The sequence below is a fragment of the Arthrobacter sp. BG3 genome (assembly GCF_056680185.1).
In genome coordinates this window covers 3,729,019-3,743,699 of sequence record NZ_CM155270.1, presented here as the reverse complement: position 1 = coordinate 3,743,699, position 14,681 = coordinate 3,729,019, and the positions used below count along the sequence as shown (strand labels likewise).

Sequence of the window (14,681 nt, the reverse complement as noted above, 5' to 3'; positions counted from 1 at the left end):
TCACTTCGTCGGGGCTGCGGTGATGCCGCTGAGATTTGAGATGGTCTGGCGGACGGCCGCGAGGTCCTTCTCGCCCAGCCCCTGCCGCACCAGCTCCGCATACAGCCCGACGCCGGCCTCCGCCATCGGTACCGCTGAGTTGACGGCGGCGGCGCTTTCCAGCACAAAGGAGAGGTCCTTGTGCATGAACTTGGCGGGGCCGGTGGGGTCGTAGTTCTTGGCGGCGAGCCGCGGCCCCACCTTGTCCAGGACACTGCTGCCGGCCAGTCCGCCCGCGAGCACCTCGTAGAGTGCCGCCACGTCCAGGCCGGAGCGTTCGGCGAGCTCCGCGGCTTCGGCGAGGGCCGCCGTCGTGGTTCCCACGATGAGCTGGTTGCACGCCTTGGCAAGCGATCCCGACCCCAGCGGTCCGAGTCTGCGCACCGTGCGGCCCATCGCGCTGAAAAGCGGCAGGAGCCGCTGGAAGTCCCCTTCGCTTGCACCGGCCATGATGGCCAGCGTCCCGTCGACGGCGCCTTGGGTCCCGCCGCTGACGGGAGCATCGACGACGACGGCGTTTCCGCCGCTCTCCCGGGCCACCCTGGCGCCGAAGTCCTGCACCGCGGCCGGCGAGACGCTGCTCATGACGACCACGGTGGTCCCGGGCGCCGGCGGTTCCGCAGCCCAGGCGGCCAGGAGTCCCGCGGCCGCCTCCTCGACATAGGACAGATCCGGAAGCATGAAAATGATGACCGGCGCGTCGCGGAGCTCTTCGACCGCGGCCGCCCGGGCGCCGCCGAGGGCCTCGAACCGCTCAAGGGCCGCCGGGGACCGGTTCCAGGCCGTGACGGCCCAGCCGGCTTTCAGGAGGTTCGCCGCCATCGGCGAACCCATCAGGCCCAGGCCCACAAAGCCGGCTTTCTTCCGGTGCCAATCCATGCTGCCTCACTTCGTTGTGGTTTTCTCTCCGAAATCCGTTCAGTATCCTAGCCTCCATTCAGTATGATGAACACCATGACGCCTAAAACCACCGTCGCGATCGCAGTCCCGCTCGCAGCAGAGCTTGTGGAGCGCATCCGCGCCGTAGATCCCTCCGTAACCGTCCTCTACGAACCCGGGCTGTTGCCGCCGGAACGCTTTCCTGCTGACCACTCCGGGGATCCGGCCTTCCGCCGCACCCCGGAGCAGGAGGAACGCTACTGGGACATGCTCAACAAGGCGCAGGTCCTGTACGGGTTCCCCAACGAGAGCCCGGCGGGCCTCGCCCGGATTGCCGGCAGCAACCCCCGCCTCGAATGGATCCATGCGATGGCGGCCGGCGCCGGCGGCGCCGTGAAGGCGTCGGGGCTCGACGCCGGGACACTGCAGAAGTTCAAGGTGACCACCTCCGCCGGCGTTCACGCGCTGCCGCTCGCCGAGTTCGCCGCGCTGGGGATCCTCAACGGCTTCAAGCGCAGCGCGGAACTGGCCCAGGACCAGGCGGCCAGGGTCTGGCCCGAGCTGCGCACTCCCACCCGGCTGGTCAACGGCTCCCATCTGGTGGTGACCGGGCTCGGCGAGATCGGGCTTGAGACGGCGCGGATCGCCCGTGCGCTGGGAATGACCGTCAGCGGCACCAAGCGGTCCGTGGAGCCCATCGACGGCATCGAGGAAATCGCGGGCAACGATGGCCTCGCGGCTCTGCTGGCCACGGCGGACGCCGTCGTGAACACGCTGCCCGGCACGCCGTCCACCGAGAAGCTCTTCAGCCGCGAGATATTTGCGGCGATGAAGCCAAGGACAATTCTGGTGAACGTGGGGCGCGGCACGGTTGTGGATGAGGAGGCCTTGCTGGAGGCACTCGACAACGGCCAGGTCTCGTACGCATGCCTCGACGTGTTTGCCGTGGAGCCGCTGCCGCAGGACAGCCCGCTGTGGGACCACCCCCGGGTGATGGTGTCCCCGCACACCTCGGCCCTCAGTGCTGCCGAGAACCGGCTGATCACGGAACGCTTCTGCGGCAACCTGCGCACGTTCCTCGACGGCGGCGAGCTCCCCCACGTCGTGGACACGGTTCACTTCTACTAGGTCTTTCACCGGGCCTTCCGCCGGGCCTTCCGCCGGTCCATCCGCCGGGCCTTCCGCGGCCGGCGGTCCGGTCCTGAGGTCCGGGCCGGCGGTCCGGTCCTGAGGTCCTGGCCGGGTGGCCAGTTCCGCGCCCATCAGGGCGGTCCCTCCGAAACGAACTGCAACCCCAAGAATTTGGATTCGAAAAGGGAATCTGGCTTTCGGAGGTGCAGGTCAAACGGCGGGGCCGCCCCTGGCGCGTAAGCGTGCGGGAGGACTGACGACCGGGTTCGCCCCCGGCAACGCGGTGTCCGCCCTGCGACACGGTGTCCGCCCTGCGACACGCTGGCCGCCCTGCGACGCGCTGGCCGCCCTGCGACACGGTGTCCGCCCTGCGACACGCTGGCCGCCCTGCGACGCGCTGCCCGCCCTGCGACGCCCTGCTTGCCCGGCGCCCCGGTATTACCGCGTCACCTGGAATGTGCCGCGTCATCAGGCATTCTCCGCGTCACCATGCCACTCCGGAGCCCACAATTTCCGTCCGGCGACACGGCTTCTTCCCCGCGACGCGACTCGTTCTCGGCGCCCTCCGGCCTATTCGGCGCCCCGAAAAACCCATGTCGCCCGATATTTCCCGCCTCACCGGGCATTTGCAGCGTCGCAAAGTCAGCCCTGCGGCTGTGCAATTCCCACATCCCCAAGCATCTCTGCACCGCAGCCATCCCGCACACCAGGCACGCCCCGAAACCCGGGAAGGCCGCGGCCCTCCCGGGTGGAAGGGCCGCGGCCGTGGTACCGGCAGCTGGCGGCTGGGCGCCACGGAGCGCCTAGCTGGCGTCCTCCGTCAGGAGGAGGTCGCCCCCACGGTTTCCGGGGTGAAGAATGTGGTGACAAAGGAGATGGCGGCCAGAACCAATGAGTAGATAGCGAGCACCAGCCAGGAATGATCAGTGGCGGCCAGGAGTGCGGCGCCCACCAGGGGCACCAGTCCGCCGGCGAAGACCGCGGAGAGTTCCCGGCTCATGGCCACGCCGGTGAACCGGTACTGGGAGCCGAAGAGTTCGGGCAGGAGCGGGCACTGCGGCCCGAGCATGGACTGAACGCCCAGGGCGATGCCCACCACCATGACTATCCAGACCAGGGTGACATTGCCCAGCGTCACCAGGTAGAACGCCGGCAGTGCGATAAGGGCCTGGAAGAGCGCACCGTAGCGGTAGACGGGTACGCGTCCGAACCGGTCAGACAGCGCACCGAAAGTCACCACCATAACGGCGGCGAAGCCGGCGGCAATAAGCAGGCCCACCGGGCCAATGAACTTGTCCCCCGGGAAAACCCCGTCCTTTGACGCCATGAAGGCGATGAGCAGGGCGGAGTAGATCGAGGAATTGCCGTTCTCGCCCATCCGCAGGCCGATGCCGATCAGCACGTTCTTCTTGGAGTGCTTCCAGAGCTGGCCCAGGGGGTTTTTGGCCACGCTCTTGTGCTTTTCCAGCTCCTGAAAGACCGGTGTTTCCTTGAGCCGCAGCCGAATGAAGATGGCCACCGCAATCAGGATCAGGCTGGCCAGGAACGGCACCCGCCACAGCCAGCCCTCCAGGACCGCCTTGTCCGCCATGGCTATCAGGGCAAACGTTCCGGCGCCCAGGAGAGTACCGAGCTGGATCCCGACAAAGGGCAGCGAGGCGAAGAAGCCCCGGCGGCTCCGCGGTGCGACTTCGGAAATCAGCGTGGTGGCGCCCGCCTGCTCAGCTCCGGCGCCCAGTCCCTGAAGGATGCGCAGCGTCACGAGGAGTACGGCTCCCAGCATGCCTGCCTGTTCAAACGTCGGCAGCAGCCCGATGGCAAAGCTTGCCGTGCCCATCAGACCGATCGTGAGGATGAGAACCAGCTTGCGGCCGAACCTGTCGCCGATGTGCCCGAAGATCATTCCGCCGAAGGGCCGGGCCGCAAACCCCACCCCGTAGGTGGCAAATGATGCTATCAGGGCACCGTCGTCGCCAAGAGGTTTGAAGAAGAGCGGGCCAAAGATCAGGGCCGAGGCCAGGCCGTAAATGTAGAAATCGTAGTACTCCAGGGCGGAGCCCACGGAGCTGGCAAGAGTTGCCCTTCGCAGCTGTTCCGGATCGACGACGGCGCCGTCCGCTTCGGCCAGCGGTGTATTAGTACTAGTTGTCACAAGCACTCCCTTAAGAACACTCCAGACCCCCGTTGGCCTGGTGGGATATGACCAACCCTCAAAAGGGGCGATCACCATGTTGAACAGCGTACAGCAGGCTGATCACTTGGCCTATGACTAATCAGATTTATTTTCCGGGCACGTGCTCTCGTTGGCCGGCGCTACCCCATGGGATTACCCAGGGACCGGGCCAGCTCCTTGAGCTCCTTCACCATCAACGCGCCCTGCTCCTCCGAGTAGGTCGCCTTCAGCGCGGTGACAGACAAGCCCAGACTGGGACCGTGCGCCCCACGGGTGGGCACCGCGACGGCCAGGCATACGACCCCCGTGGTTGATTCCTCATCCTCGAAGGCGTAGCCCTGTTCCCGGATGACGGCGAGCTGGGCCTTTAGCTCGGCCCCGGTGCGCAGGGACTTCGGAGTCAGGACCGGCAGCTGTGCGTCATCAGGGAACATCCCTGCCACGTCATGGTCGTGAAGCCGCGCAATGAGCGCCTTGCCAACAGCGCAGAGAGACACCGGCATCCTGTCCCCGATGTTCGAAGTGAGGCGGACTGCGGGATGACCTTCGTACCGCGCCAGGTAGATAACGTTGCTTCCATCAAGCATGGCGATGCGGACCGTTTCGCCGGAAAGGGTAGGCGCCTGTTCGCAGAACCGGTAGAACTCCTGGACCTCGTCAAGCCTGCTCAGGTATGCCGCGCCCAGCTCAACCAGCTTCCGTCCGAGCGTGAATTCGGCACCTTGGCGGTTGATGAGCCTTGCCTCCTCGAGCGCAAGCAGGAGGTTCGAGGTCGAGGATTTGGGGATGCCCAGTTCCCTGGCGAGGTCGCTCAGCGTCAGTCGCCCGGTGGCAGAGGAGGCCAGCGCCTCCAGCACAGCAGCGGCACGGGTGACCGCCGGCGCGGGTGAGGCGCTCCCCGGCCCGTCAGTGGTGCGGGAAACTCGGGAATCGGCCATGATTCTCCTTCACGGATCGCGCGTATGGCGACGGCGCCACACATTCGGTGCTGTTCAGTCAGTTGAACACTAACCATCATAGTGTGAAGGCGCACAGCAGCGCGCCCTCAGGGGACTGAAACTCGATGGGGGAAGGGGATACGTACGAGCGGCGGGACGGGAGCCGCCCGCCATCAGGCGACGGCCACCACGGGATTCGTGAGCTCGCCGATGCCTTCGATATGACAAGTGACGGTGTCGCCAGGGACTAGCCGCGCGCATTCGGCCGGGAAGCCCGTCAGTACAAGATCGCCAGGGTACAGCGTCATAAAGGACGTCAGGTACACGAGGATTTCGTCCACCCCCCAGCCGAGGTCAGCGGAGCTCGCCGTTTTGAGCTCAACGCCGTTGTGCCTGATCCCGATAACCAGGTCGGCGTCGTTCAGTCCCGTTACAGTCCAGGGGCCTGCCGGAGTGAACGTATCTTGGCTTTTGGCGCTGGTCCACAATTCGTCCGACTTCTGCAGGTCCCGGGCGGAGACATCGTTACCAATGGTGAAACCCAGAACTGCACTCCGAGCGTTCCTGAGCGTCAGCCCCCGGACTTTGCTTCCGATGACGATTGTCAGTTCCGCTTCCGGTTCAACACGGCCGACGCCTGGCCCCAGTTCTATTCCATCTCCCGGGCCGACCACGCTGGTTGCGGCCTTGAGGAAGGCCCGGGGCGGGAGATTGCGGCCGGACGGGCCGGTGTTGTGCGCCATCCCCAAGACGTTGGCCGGGACGCTTGGTGACAGGAAAATGAACGAGCCCTCCTCAACCGTGTCGCCGGTTCCCCAACCACTGCGCGGGACGCTCCCGGCGTTCGCCGGGGAACCCGGGAACGGCGAGTCGATCACCGTCCAAACCCTTCCGGCATCGCTGTCGAAGTCCGGGGCGACGTTGGCGACGAAAAACTGCTCGGCCTTGGAAACGTGCGAGAGCGGACGGACCCGGGCCATTCGACGGGTACTCGTGGCGTTCATGAAGACATCCTAGGGCGCGCGCCGCGGCACGGACGGAATGAGTCAGTCCAGGCCACTCCTACGCGGCCGCCCATGCTGGCAGTTACGCCAGCGAATAGGCATTTCTGCGGCTTCGAATTTCCGCCCCCTGTTTCACATTTCCGAAAATTCACGGTATATTCATTACAGGCTTTCCACCGCGGCATCCCCCAATAGTCGCGGTGGAAAGCCTTTCCAATGCCCCGGCACTTCCGGCCCGCGATGCCGCGCCTACGCCGCGTCCGCGACGGCCTCCCGCAGCCGCCAGCCGCCGCCCAGACCGTCACGGATGATTTCCATCGTGGTGAGGGCAGAACCCGAATTCCGACCCAGTCTCGCCTGGATCTGCCAGACCTCGACGTCGACGCGGCTCAGCCCCTTGGGCATCCGGCGCTCCGCCTCCCACCAACTCACCCGCTCGAACCAGCGGACCGGCTCCGCACCGATGATCCATTCGCGGCCGCCGCGCACAACTGCCCGGGGCCTGCCATCGGGACCAGATTTCACCATGATGTGTTCCATAGCAGCCAATGTAGGGCGGGGCTGTGACATTTTGCGGCCTGGCGGACCGGGAGCCGGATCCTGCCGGCAGACCCTGCGCGCTACAGCCGCGAGAGCGTCTCCTGTCGGTCGGAGCTGTTGCCCTGCCCGTTGACGCCGGAGTCGGCCTTGCGCCGTCCAACCAGCGGCCTCAGCCGCTTCTCGATGGGACGTTCGACGAGCGTGTAGAGCAGTGCCGACACAGCGATGGACACGGCAAGGACGCCCAGGGAAACGCCAACACGTTGGTGCAGGCGAAGCGGGTGCAGCATCAATGCCGCCCGGATAACCAGTTCATGGATGAGGTACAGGGCAAAAGACCACTCCCCCAGGCGGACCATCACAGGCGTGCTGGATAGTCCCGCGCCTCCGGCGAGGTCGCGCTTGGCAAAACCCGCCACCAGGGCAGCGATGCCGGGAATCATCAGCAGGGTTGCAGTTTCCGGTCGGAAGAGAGACGGGACCAACGGAACGATCGCCTCCCACAGCACGAAGGATCCACCCGCGATAAGCGCCCCGGTGGTTGCTCCGAACTTTGGCCGCCACCCCCTGCGGAATGCGAACGCCAGGCACACGCCGATGGCGAAGTCCACCATCCTGAATGCCGGCAGGATGTACAGAAGATCCCCCCACGGCGCAGCCTTCGAGAAGGTGAACAGGAGCGAGTAGGCGACAGCAGCAGTGCCGAAGATCGCGGCCGCTGCACCCAGCACCGCGTGGACGTTGAAGCGGGACAGCCACGCGGCGAGAAGGGGAAAGCACAGGTAAAAGAACGCCTCGGCCGAGAGCGACCAGGAGACCCCATTGAAGGCGTTGGCCCATTCCTGATTCCACGCGTGAGCCAGCAGCAGTACGGCCGGAAGCCGGTCAAAGGACACGGCGCCGTCGTTGACGGATAAATAGGCAGCGGCCAGCAGGGTTGTCAGTGCATGGAGAGGCCAAATCCTGACCAGTCTGCGCCAGTAGAACACGCGCTTGCCGGTCGTTGGCCGGTAGGACCAGGCAAGAACGAAGCCGGACAATACGAAGAAAAACGCGACGCCCGTGTACCCGAGCACGATGAAGCGTGATATTTCAGGAATCAAGAACGCCGAAATGTGGTACAAAACTACGATCAGTGCGGCGATGAACCGCAGTCCGGTCAACGAATTCAAACGCATTTCCGACACTGGCGAGCTCATGGGACTTCCTAGCGTCAGGGATCGATGTTACCGGCTGCCGGAGCATGCAAAACCCCGCCGTGCGGGCTTTTCGGCCTGCAACAGCGGGGTTTTCTTTGGTGGGTCCTACCGGGATCGAACCGATGACATCCACGGTGTAAACGTGGCGCTCTACCAGCTGAGCTAAAGACCCAAACTGCTGGTTCCAAGCCTCAGCGCTTGAACCAACGAACAGTTACTGTACCGGATGCAGCGGGCAGAACGCCAATCGGGTTCAGAGCGGCGGGAGCTCGTCGGCAAGCCAGGTGAGGGCCTCGCTGACGCCGGCGTCGAGCTTGACCGCGGCGAGCTCGTCCCCGCGGGTCTGGCCCCGGTTGATGATCACCACGGGCTTCCCGTGCTTGGCAGCGTGCCGGGCAAACCGCAGGCCGCTCATCACGGTCAGTGAGGATCCGGCAACGAGGAGCGCGCCGGCCTCGTCCACCATGGCGTACGAGCGTTCCACCCGGTCTTTCGGGACGTTTTCGCCGAAGTAGACGAAATCAGGTTTCAGTGTGCCCCCGCAGGCCGGGCAGTGGGCCACGACAAAACTCTCGATCAGGGCGGCGTCCTCGACGGTGGCGTCGGCGTCCGGGGCCATTTCGACCATGCCGCCGGAGAGCGCCCGTTCCAGGAAGCCCGGGTTGAGCTCCTCCAGCACCCCGGCCAGCAGTGTCCGACTGTAACGCCGGTGGCAGGCGAGACAGACCACCTGGTCGAAGCGGCCGTGCAGGTCCACCACGTTGACGCTTCCGGCATCCTCGTGGAGCCGGTCCACGTTCTGGGTGATGAGTCCGGTGAGCAGGCCGCGGTGCTCCAGCCGGGCGACGGCGGCGTGGCCGTCATTGGGATCGGCCCGGCGCAGGTGGGACCAGCCAATGTGGTTTCGGGCCCAGTAGCGGCGCCGGTTGTCCGCCTCGCCGATGAATTCCTGGTACGTCATGGGAGCCCGGGGGGCGGCGCCCGGCCCGCGGTAATCCGGAATGCCGGAGTCTGTGCTCAGTCCAGCACCGGTCAACAGGGCGAATCGCTCCCCCGCGAGAACGTCATGGATTTCCTGCAGGACCGCAAGCTCGTCCCGGGCCGGCGTCCCGGCGGGGACCGGGGGCAGGCTGGCAAAACCAGTCATGCCGATCCCGGGCCGCCGCGTCCTCACCGCGTCAGCTCCGGCCGAGTCCTGCCAGGGCGCAGCGGTACTCTGCGAAATCCCGGGCCTGGCCGCGGGGATTCACCACCACGTAGCGCACAATGCCGTTCGCGTCGATGATGAAGGTTCCACGCTTGGCCATGCCGCTTGCGGGGTCAAACACCCCGTATTGTTCGGCGACGGCCCCGTGCGGCCAGAAGTCCGCCAGCAGGTCGAAGGCATAGCCTTCCTTCTCCGCGTAGGCCCGTTGGGCGAACTTGCTGTCCACCGAGATCCCCAGCACGACGGCGTCGGCACCCTCGAACAAGGCCAGGTTGTCCCGGATTTCGCACAGCTCACCCGTGCAGATGCCGGAGAAGGCGAACGGGAAAAACACCAGCACGACGTTCCGGCCGCGGAGCTCCGAGAGCGCCACGGGTTCGCCAAACTGGTTCAGCAGCACGAAGTCGGGGGCAACATCGCCGACAGCCGGCACAGCCTGTGCCCGGACTGCCTCATCCCCGATGATGCGGACCGCGCCGGCTTGGGTCACTTGTTCTTCCGCGTGACCCGGGTGGCGCTCCAGTCCTTGGAGACGCCGGCGGAGGTGGTGTAGTGCAGCCCTGCGGTGGGTGCGGCGTCCTGGATGTCCGCCGGTGAAACATAGCCCACCCGGCCGGACTTCGGGGTCAGCACCCAGATCACGCCGCCCTCAGCCAGGGTGGTCAGCGAGTCAACCAGGGTGTCAACGAGGTCACCGTCGCCGGAACGCCACCAAAGAATGACGGCATCTACTACTTCGTGGTCGTCCTCATCGAAGAGTTCCGAGCCGGTGAGATCTTCGATGTCGTCGCGCAAGTCGAAGTCGACGTCGTCGTCATAACCGAATTCCTGAATCAGGTCACCGGTTTTGAAACCCAGTTTTTCCGCCACATTTACCGAAGTGGCGGCGTCGGCCTCGCTCACGTGTTGCTCCTATGCTTGGTGTTTTCAAAAGCTCTAGTGATTTCCATTACTCCAAGCCAACACCCTTTGCGCCTGCGCTTCAAGCTGTTGGCCCCGCGATCCGCCATATTCTGCGTCACACACGGCGATCCGAGCACCGCCGGGCGGTGCGTCGTCACACAACCAGTATGCCGGTCAAATACGACTGGACCCCCACGGGACAGCTACGCATCCCCGAGACGTGAGAGCTAGAGTGGCTGATGACGACTACGCCCGCGAGGGCAACCGTCCCGCTGACACCCGGCGGGAGTAGTTGTGATTGGACCTTGCCCGGCGCACATGACCGGGCAGTTGTAACCGATATGTCGCACACGTCGCGTTCACGCCAGGCAGTTACCCTGCCGGAGCTGAGGGTGCCGATGAATGCGCTCAAAGAGAGGTTGGACGTGGCTGCAGGAGAAGAGACCTCCCATATCCTCAGCGGGTTGACTAACCAGCTGCCTGATCGTGATCCGGAAGAGACCGCCGAGTGGCTGGAGTCCCTGGATTCGCTGATTCAGGATCAGGGCACCGAGCGTGCCCAGTACATAATGCGCAGCCTGCTCCAGCGGGCCGGCGCGCAGAGTGTGGGCGTTCCGATGGTGACCACCACGGACTACGTCAACACCATCCCGGTGGACCAGGAAGCGCCGTTCCCCGGGGACGAGGAAATCGAGCGGAAGTACCGGGCGTGGCTGCGGTGGAATGCCGCGGTGATGGTGCACCGGGCGCAGCGGGCCGATATCGGCGTCGGCGGGCACATCTCGACCTATGCCGGGGCCGCGACCCTGTACGAGGTCGGGTTCAACCACTTCTTCCGCGGCAAGGACCACCCCGGCGGCGGGGACCAGGTCTTCTTCCAGGGCCACGCCTCCCCCGGCATGTACGCCCGGGCCTTCATGGAGGGCCGGCTCTCCGAGGAGGACCTGGACGGGTTCCGGCAGGAGAAGTCCAAGGAAGGACATGCCCTCTCCTCCTACCCGCACCCGCGGCTGATGCCGGAGTTCTGGGAGTTCCCCACGGTCTCGATGGGCATCGGGCCGATGAACGCGATCTACCAGGCCCAGTCCAACCGGTACCTGCAGAACCGCGGCATCAAGGACACCTCCGACCAGCAGGTCTGGGCGTTCCTGGGTGACGGGGAAATGGACGAGCCCGAGTCCCGCGGCCTGCTCCAGCTCGCCGCGAACGACAAGCTGGACAACCTCAACTTCGTGATCAACTGCAACCTCCAGCGCCTTGACGGGCCCGTGCGGGGCAACGGGAAGATCATGCAGGAACTCGAGGCGTTCTTCCGCGGCGCGGGCTGGAACGTCATCAAGGTCGTCTGGGGCCGGGAGTGGGATGACCTGCTGGCCAAGGACGAGGACGGCTCGCTCGTGAAGATCATGAACGAAACCGTCGACGGGGACTACCAGACCTACAAGGCCGAGTCCGGCGCGTTCGTCCGCGAGCACTTCTTCGGGCAGACCCCGCAGACCAAGGAAATGGTCCAGGACCTCACCGACGACCAGATCTGGAACCTCAAGCGCGGCGGCCACGACTACAACAAGGTCTACGCCGCGTACAAGGCCGCGACCGAGTTCAAGGGCAAACCCACCGTCATCCTGGCCCACACGGTCAAGGGCTACGGCCTGGGCACGCACTTCGAGGGCCGCAACGCGACGCACCAGATGAAGAAGCTCACCCTCGCGGACCTCAAGGCCTTCCGCGACCACCTGCGCATCCCGATCACCGACGACCAGCTCGAAGCGGACCTCTACCGGCCCCCGTACTACCACCCCGGCATGGACTCCCCCGAGATCCAGTACCTCATGGAACGCCGCCGCGCGCTCGGCGGCTTCGTCCCCGAACGCCGCTCCAAGCACTCAGAGGTCAAGCTCCCGGAGGAGAAGGTCTACGAGGTCGCGAACCGCGGCTCCGGCAAGCAGCTGGCAGCCACCACCATGGCATTCGTCCGGCTGCTCAAGGACCTCATGCGGGACAAGGAATTCGGCCAGCGGATCGTGCCGATCATCCCGGACGAGGCGCGAACCTTCGGCATGGACGCGTTCTTCCCGACGGCGAAGATCTATAACCCGAACGGTCAGAACTACCTGTCGGTGGACCGCGAGCTCGTCCTGGCCTACAAGGAGTCCATCTCCGGCCAGATCGTGCACGCCGGCATCAACGAGGCCGGTTCGGTGGCGGCCTTCACCGCCGCCGGCACGTCCTACGCCACGCACGGCGAGCCGCTGATCCCGATCTACGTCTTCTACTCGATGTTCGGTTTCCAGCGCACGGGCGATTCCTTCTGGGCCGCCGCGGACCAGATGACCCGCGGGTTCATCATCGGTGCCACCGCCGGGCGCACCACGCTGACCGGCGAAGGCCTGCAGCACGCCGACGGCCACTCCCCGATCCTGGCCGCCACCAACCCGGCGGTCCTGACCTACGACCCTGCCTACGGCTACGAGATCGGCGTCATCATGCGCGACGGCCTCAACCGCATGTATGGTCCGGGCCTGGCGGACAACGACCCGTCGCGGAACGTGATGTACTACATCACGGTCTACAACGAGCCGATCTCCCAGCCTGTAGCGCCGGCGGACGTCGACGTCGAGGGCATCATCAAGGGCATCTACCTGCTGGCACCGGCCAAGATTGACGGCCCGCGCACGCAGATCCTGGCCTCCGGCGTCTCGGTGCCCTGGGCCTTGGAGGCCCAGCGGATCCTCGCCGAGGACTGGGGCGTCTCCGCGGACGTCTGGTCCGTCACGTCCTGGACCGAACTGCGCCGCGACGCCATGGCCGCCGAGGAAGAAGCCTTCCTCAACCCCGGCCAGCCGGCCCGCGTCCCGTTCGTGGCCCAGCAGCTCGCCGGCGCCACCGGCCCGATCGTGGCCGTGACCGACTACATGAAGGCCGTCCCGGACCAGATCCGCCAGTTCCTCCCGAACGAGTTCGCCTCGCTCGGCGCGGACGGCTTCGGCTTCTCCGACACCCGCGCCGCAGCCCGCCGCTTCTTCAAGAACGACATCCACTCCGTGGTTGTCCGTTCCCTGCAGATGCTGGCCCGCCGCGGCGAGGTCGATGCCCAGGCTCCGGCCCAGGCAATCGAGAAGTACCGCCTGCACAACGTCAACGCCGGCACCACCGGCAACGCCGGCGGCGACTCCTAGGGTCAGTCCAACAGCGTACGACGGCGGTCCCCACCGGAAGGCGGGGGCCGCCGTCGGCGTTAAACAGCATTCCGGTGCCCGTCCGGGAACCGGCACGGCTGCGGAGCGCCGCTGTGATCCAGCACAAGGCGCCTTGTAGCCTTCGCACAAATGGAGCTTGGGCGGGCCGCACCGTATGCTCGATACATGGCCGAGCCGATCACCACTCCCGCGAAACGCAAGCCCGCCTCGAGGGCGATGCCCCCGGAGAAGGTCGAGACGCTCAAGAAGCTTCGGGGAAGCGTCGGGCAGCTCTCCACGACGACGCTGCGCCAGTTGGAGAAGTCCCTGCCGTGGTACAGCCGGCTGAACTCGGACGAACGCTCCGCCCTGGGCATGGTGGCCCAGAACGGCATCGCCGCCTTCGTCACCTGGTACGAGCGCCCCAGCTCGCCGTCGTGGATCCTGTCCGACGTCTTCGGCACCGCGCCGACCGAACTCACCCGCTCCATCAGCCTGCAAAAGGCCCTCCAGCTGATCCGGATCGTCGTTGAGGTGGTCGAGGACCAGGTCCCCGTGATCGCCCCCGAAGCGGACCAGGGCGCGCTGCGCGAGGCGGTGCTGCGGTACTCCCGGGAAGTGGCCTTCGCCGCCGCAGACGTCTACGCCCGAGCCGCCGAAACCCGCGGATCGTGGGACACCCGGCTCGAAGCCCTCATCGTGGATGCGATCCTGCGCGGCGAAAATACCGATGCGCTGCGGTCCCGGATTGCCGCCCTGGGCTGGAAGGCACAGGAGCGTTTCACCGTCATGGTGGGCAATTCCCCGTCCGAACCGAACGCCAGCTACGTCAGCGAACTGCGCCGCACCGCCGGGCGCTTCGCCGAAGACGCCCTCGTCGGGATCCAGGGCGACCGGCTCATACTCATCCTCGGCGGGCTCCACGACCGCGAGACCGCCTACCTGAAACTCGCTGAACTCTTCGCCCCGGGGCCGGTCGTCTACGGCGCCGAAGCGGCTTCGCTGCTGGAGGCCAGCGGCTCCGCCCAGTCCGCCTTTGCCGGGCTGACTGCTGCCCGCGCCTGGCCCGCCGCGCCGCGTCCGGTGGCTGCCGATGACCTCCTGCCCGAACGCGTGATCTCCGGCGACGACGCCGCCCGGCGTTCCCTGGTCAAAAATATTTACCGGCCCCTGCTCGCGGCCTCCAACGGGCTGGTGGAGACCCTGGGCACCTATCTCGAGCTCGGCCATTCCCTCGAAGCCACGGCGCGTGAACTCTTCGTCCACGCCAACACCGTGCGCTACCGGCTCAAGCGCGTCTGTGACGTCACGGGCTGGGATCCGCTGTTGCCGCGGGAGGCCTTTGTGCTCCAGACCGCCCTCGTCGTGGGCCGGCTCGCGACCCCGCCGAAGCCCGCCACCGAACGGCAGCCGTCGCGTAACAACCCCTGAGCAGTTGTAGACTTCCTACAAAGTGACCCTGTGAGCTTGGTGCATGAATGCACCGATA

General features: G+C 65.9%; 11 protein-coding genes, 1 tRNA gene and 1 pseudogene. 3 read left to right on the top strand and 10 right to left on the bottom strand.

Features of this window, described 5'->3' with window-relative positions:
• The gene (locus AC1MFL_RS16815) at positions 1-918 is read right to left on the bottom strand and encodes an NAD(P)-dependent oxidoreductase (protein WP_479811277.1); all 918 of its coding nucleotides are present in this window, start codon (positions 916-918) and stop codon (positions 1-3) included.
• Positions 919-981: 63 nt separating this feature from the next.
• On the opposite strand from AC1MFL_RS16815, the gene AC1MFL_RS16810 reads away from it, so the two are divergent.
• The gene (locus AC1MFL_RS16810) at positions 982-2,046 is read left to right on the top strand and encodes a D-2-hydroxyacid dehydrogenase (protein WP_479811276.1); all 1,065 of its coding nucleotides are present in this window, start codon (positions 982-984) and stop codon (positions 2,044-2,046) included.
• Positions 2,047-2,852: 806 nt separating this feature from the next.
• Here the strand turns inward: AC1MFL_RS16810 and AC1MFL_RS16805 are convergent.
• The 9 genes and pseudogenes from AC1MFL_RS16805 to AC1MFL_RS16765 form a co-directional block, all read right to left on the bottom strand.
• Positions 2,853-4,201, bottom strand: a pseudogene (locus AC1MFL_RS16805) (MFS transporter).
• A 161-nt stretch (positions 4,202-4,362) separates the two neighbouring features.
• Positions 4,363-5,160 carry an IclR family transcriptional regulator gene (locus tag AC1MFL_RS16800; protein WP_479811275.1) on the bottom strand — a complete coding sequence of 266 codons (798 nt, stop codon included), beginning with the start codon at positions 5,158-5,160 and terminating at the stop codon, positions 4,363-4,365.
• Between the two features lie 173 nt (positions 5,161-5,333).
• Positions 5,334-6,164, bottom strand: coding sequence for a fumarylacetoacetate hydrolase family protein (locus AC1MFL_RS16795; RefSeq protein WP_479811273.1), 831 nt, complete (start codon positions 6,162-6,164; stop codon positions 5,334-5,336).
• A gap of 249 nt (positions 6,165-6,413) precedes the next feature.
• Positions 6,414-6,692 (bottom strand): hypothetical protein, encoded by a 279-nt coding sequence (locus AC1MFL_RS16790; protein ID WP_301231347.1) that lies wholly within the window; start codon positions 6,690-6,692, stop codon positions 6,414-6,416.
• A 92-nt stretch (positions 6,693-6,784) separates the two neighbouring features.
• Positions 6,785-7,903, bottom strand: coding sequence for an acyltransferase family protein (locus tag AC1MFL_RS16785; RefSeq protein WP_479811271.1), 1,119 nt, complete (start codon positions 7,901-7,903; stop codon positions 6,785-6,787).
• 96 nt (positions 7,904-7,999) lie between these two features.
• A tRNA-Val gene (locus AC1MFL_RS16780) sits at positions 8,000-8,075 on the bottom strand.
• Between the two features lie 81 nt (positions 8,076-8,156).
• Positions 8,157-9,050: an NAD-dependent protein deacetylase gene (locus AC1MFL_RS16775; RefSeq protein ID WP_479811269.1), complete on the bottom strand. Its 894-nt coding sequence runs from the start codon at positions 9,048-9,050 to the stop codon at positions 8,157-8,159.
• Positions 9,051-9,081: 31 nt separating this feature from the next.
• On the bottom strand, positions 9,082-9,600 hold the full coding sequence (locus tag AC1MFL_RS16770) for a peroxiredoxin (RefSeq protein ID WP_479811267.1): 519 nt from the start codon (positions 9,598-9,600) through the stop codon (positions 9,082-9,084).
• Positions 9,597-10,013, bottom strand: a complete 417-nt coding sequence (locus AC1MFL_RS16765) for a DUF3052 domain-containing protein (RefSeq protein WP_226761795.1) — start codon at positions 10,011-10,013, stop codon at positions 9,597-9,599. Before AC1MFL_RS16765 ends, AC1MFL_RS16770 begins: the two co-directional genes overlap by 4 nt.
• A 398-nt stretch (positions 10,014-10,411) precedes the next feature.
• Between AC1MFL_RS16765 and aceE the strand changes: the two genes are divergently transcribed.
• Positions 10,412-13,192 (top strand): pyruvate dehydrogenase (acetyl-transferring), homodimeric type, encoded by a 2,781-nt coding sequence (gene aceE / locus AC1MFL_RS16760; RefSeq protein ID WP_479811265.1) that lies wholly within the window; start codon positions 10,412-10,414, stop codon positions 13,190-13,192.
• Between the two features lie 186 nt (positions 13,193-13,378).
• Positions 13,379-14,623, top strand: a complete 1,245-nt coding sequence (locus AC1MFL_RS16755; protein ID WP_479811263.1) for a PucR family transcriptional regulator — start codon at positions 13,379-13,381, stop codon at positions 14,621-14,623.
• The last annotated feature ends 58 nt before the right edge of the window (positions 14,624-14,681 follow it).